Origin of the sequence: Microbacterium sp. K41, from assembly GCF_004794395.1 — a bacterium.
Taxonomy (GTDB): Bacteria; Actinomycetota; Actinomycetes; order Actinomycetales; family Microbacteriaceae; genus Microbacterium; species Microbacterium sufflavum.
In genome coordinates this window covers 1-3,645 of record NZ_SSDO01000083.1, presented here as the reverse complement: position 1 = coordinate 3,645, position 3,645 = coordinate 1, and the positions used below count along the sequence as shown (strand labels likewise).

The 3,645-nt window shown below is 66.8% G+C and carries 4 protein-coding genes; 3 read left to right on the top strand and 1 reads right to left on the bottom strand.

Annotated elements, in window-relative coordinates; genetic code table 11:
- On the bottom strand, window positions 1-166 hold a 166-nt coding region (locus DW309_RS01605; protein WP_136044357.1), incomplete at its 3' end, for a winged helix-turn-helix domain-containing protein.
- Window positions 167-365: 199 nt separating this feature from the next.
- Between DW309_RS01605 and DW309_RS01600 the strand changes: the two genes are divergently transcribed.
- The 3 genes from DW309_RS01600 to DW309_RS01590 are packed head-to-tail and all read left to right on the top strand — an operon-like array spanning window position 366 to window position 3,483.
- Complete coding sequence (locus DW309_RS01600; RefSeq protein WP_136044356.1) at window positions 366-1,625, top strand: ABC transporter substrate-binding protein; 1,260 nt, start codon at window positions 366-368, stop codon at window positions 1,623-1,625.
- A gap of 42 nt (window positions 1,626-1,667) precedes the next feature.
- The gene (locus DW309_RS01595) at window positions 1,668-2,573 is read left to right on the top strand and encodes a carbohydrate ABC transporter permease (RefSeq protein WP_136034945.1); all 906 of its coding nucleotides are present in this window, start codon (window positions 1,668-1,670) and stop codon (window positions 2,571-2,573) included.
- Window positions 2,563-3,483, top strand: a complete 921-nt coding sequence (locus DW309_RS01590; RefSeq protein ID WP_136044355.1) for a carbohydrate ABC transporter permease — start codon at window positions 2,563-2,565, stop codon at window positions 3,481-3,483. The genes DW309_RS01595 and DW309_RS01590 overlap by 11 nt, the downstream gene beginning before the upstream one ends.
- Window positions 3,484-3,645 lie beyond the last annotated feature (162 nt).

Genomic DNA, 3,645 nt, shown 5'->3' with positions numbered 1-3,645 from the left:
GCACGCCGGCGTCGAGCAGCGCCTGCACGCGGAGTCCGACCGTGGACGCGGCGACGCCCATCGTCGCCGCCAGCTCCGAGCGGGAGCGGGCTTGACCGCGCGCGACGAGGTCGAGGATGCGCCGCGTGTGCGGGTCGTCGACGGGGGTGTCGGCGGGGTTCGTCATGGGAGCCCTTCGTCTCGGAGCATCGTCAGCGTAGCGGGGGAGTGTCGTGTTTCGGGGAGGTGACGCCGAATCACCGTCCGATAAACATCGGATGTTCAGCTTGCGGCACTCTCCGAACTATGAAAGCCTCACTTCATACGAAATCCTATTAGGTTAATTCGACCCGCGAAATAACCTTTCCCTTCTCAGGAGGCATTCAATGAAGAAGTTGCGTGTGGGGGCTGTCGCCGCTGTCACGGGCGTCGCCGTGGCGATGACCGGTTGTGCCAGCACGGGCGGCTCCGGAGGCTCCGCCGACGGCGACACCATCGTCGTCGACATGTGGGCGGGCAGCGAGTCCGACGTCGATGCGCTCGAGGCGCAGATCGAGTTCGCGCAGAAGCAGAACCCCGACATCACCATCAAACTGCAGACGTCGCCCTGGAGCGACTTCTTCACGAAGCTGACGACCAACATGGCCAGCGGCAACATGGCGTGCATCACCGGGATGAGCGGCGCGCAGCTCGGCGGTTACACGGGCGGCTTCCGCGAGCTGAGCGAGAAGGACCTCGAGACGGCCGGGATCGACTGGTCGGAGTTCAACCCGAGCGCCGACGGCATCCTCAGCTTCGAGGGCAAGGTCTACGGCGTGCCGTTCGACGTGGCCACCATGCTCGTCTACTACAACCAGGACATGCTGACCGCCGCCGGTGCCGCCACGCCGGAGATCGGCTGGACGTTCGACGACTTCTCCGCGATCGCCGAAGACGCCACGAAGGACGGCAAGTACGGCTTCGGCATGGGCATGGGCGGCTACCAGTGGATGTCGATGCCCATCGCGTACTCCGCCACGCAGCCGGCCTCCGAGGACGGCACGCTGCACATCGACGACGACGCGTTCGTCGACGCGGCCACCTGGTACGCCGGGCTGGTCACCGAGCAGAAGGTCGCGGCGCCCGTCGCCTCGGCCTCCGACACGGGCTGGGGCGAGAACCAGTACACCGGCGCCAACGCGGCCATGGCCGTCGACGGCACCTGGAACGCGGTCAGCTACCTCAACAACGAGTCCGGCTTCGCCGCCGGCATGGTGCCGCTGCCCGCGGGCGTCGACGGCAACCCCGGACCGATCCTCGGCTCGGGCTACGGCATCGCCGCCAACTGCAAGAACCCGGAGGCCGCACTTAAGATCCTCGGCTCGCTGGTGGGTGAGGACGCGCAGGACTACATCGCGTCGTCCGGCCGCTCGTACCCCGCGCGCACCTCCTCGCAGCCGCTGTACTTCGAGTCGATCGACGAGCAGTACCGCGACCAGGTGCAGTCGGTGTTCGAGGCCGCGTTCGCCGACACCGTCCCGCTGTACATGACCAAGAGCTGGCAGAAGCTCGACAGCTACATCCAGCCCAACCTCGTCAGCGTCTACAACGGCCAGATGACGATGGAGGAGCTGCTGTCGAACGCCCAGGCGCAGTTCGGCGAGTGACCCGGCTCCGGCCGCCGCAGCAGTAACAGAGAAAGACAAGAGATGACGATCACGACGACACGTCGAGGATCGCTCGCCAAGGTCGAGGGCCGCCAGGCGCTGGGTTTCGCAAGCCCGGCCCTGGTGGGCCTCGCCCTGTTCACGATCGTGCCCGTCGGGCTGTCGATCGTGATGAGCGTCTTCGACTGGCCGACCTTCGGCGAGCGGACCTTCAACGGGGTGGACAACTACGTCAAGCTGTTCACCAGCAGCCCCGACTTCTGGCCGGCGCTGCGGAACTCGGCGGTGTACACGCTGCTGTACGTGCCACTGAGCGTCGCCCTCTCGCTCGTGCTCGCTCTCGGACTCGGACCGCGGATCCGCGGTCGCGGCGCCCTGCGCGTGCTCTTCTTCATCCCGGTCGTGACGCCGATGGTCGCCAACGTGCTGGTGTGGAAGATGATGCTGCAGCCGCAGGGCCTCTTCAACGGCCTCTCGGTCAGCTGGTTCGGGATCGAGCTGCCGAACTTCCTCGCCGATCCCTCCTGGGCCATGATCATGGTCGTCGTGATGAGCGTCTGGCAGGGCCTCGGCTACAACATGCTGATCTTCTCGGCGGCTCTCGAGCAGCTCCCCGAGAGCGTGCTCGAGGCGGCCAGCATCGATGGCGCGCAGGGCTTCCGCCGCGTGTGGAGCATCATCATCCCGATGATCTCGCCGTCGATCTTCTTCGCCACCATCATGACGATGATCACCTCGCTGCAGGTGTTCGTGCAGCCGCAGATGCTCACCGGCGGCGGCCCGGGCAACGCCACCAAGCCGCTCGTGATGTACATCTGGGAGCAGGGCTTCACGTTCGGCGACCTCGGCCTCGCGGCCGCCGCCGCCTGGATCCTGTTCGCCATCATCATCGCGATCACCGGCCTCCAGTTCGCCGCGCAGAAGAAGTGGGTGCACTATGAGCACTGAGACCCTCGTCCGCCCCGCCGGCCCCGCGTCGCGCCGCGACCGCGAGCGTGAGCGCGAGAAGGCTCGCGGAGCCTCCACGACTCCGGGTGCCCGCCTCCGTCTGGTGCTCGCGCACGTCTGCATCTACATCGCCGCGCTCATCTTCATCGCGCCGCTCGTGTACGCGTTCTTCTCGGCCCTCAAGCCCAACTCCGAGATGTTCTCCATGCCGCCGACGCTCGTCGGCTCGGAGATCCGCTGGAGCAACTTCGTCGACGTGTTCGCCTACGGGCCGTTCCTGACGTACATCATGAACTCGTTCATCGTGGCGGTCGGCGGCACGCTGGTCGTGCTGGTGGTCTCGACCACCGCCGGGTACGCGTTCGGGCGGCTGCGGTGGAAGGGGCGCGACGCCGTGTTCGTGCTCTTCCTCGCCACGCTCATGGTGCCGGCCGAGGTGCTCGTGATCCCGATGTTCCAGGTCATGCAGTGGTTCAACTGGGTCGACACATACCAGGCGCTCATCCTGCCGTTCGCGTTCGGCGCCTTCGGGACCTTCCTCATGCGGCAGTTCTTCCGCGGGATCCCCTATGAGCTGGAGGAGGCGGCACGCGTCGACGGCGCCGGTCCCGTCCGGTCGTTCCTGCAGATCATCCTCCCGCTGTCGAAGTCGGCCGTCGCGGTGCTCGCGGTGTTCACGTTCCTGTCGTTCTGGAACAGCTACCTGTGGCCGCTGATCGTGACGGTCGACTACAACGCCCACGGCACGCTGCCGGTCGGACTGGCCAGCTTCGCCGGTCTCACCGGCACTCGCTGGGACCTGCAGATGGCGGCGGCGATCATCTCGATGATCCCGACCACCGTGCTCGTGATCGTGCTGCAGAAGCACCTGGTCAAGGGCATCGCGATGGCAGGACTGGGCGGACGCTGAGCATGATCGGTCAGGAACAGGGCACCACTGTGCCCATCGACGGTCGGCCGCGTCCGCGAACCGGGCTGGCGGGGATCGACATCGGCGGCACCAAGATCGCCGCGCTCGTCGTGGGGGAGGACGGCTCCGTCGTCGCCCGCGGCAGCGTGCCGGCCCCGGCCG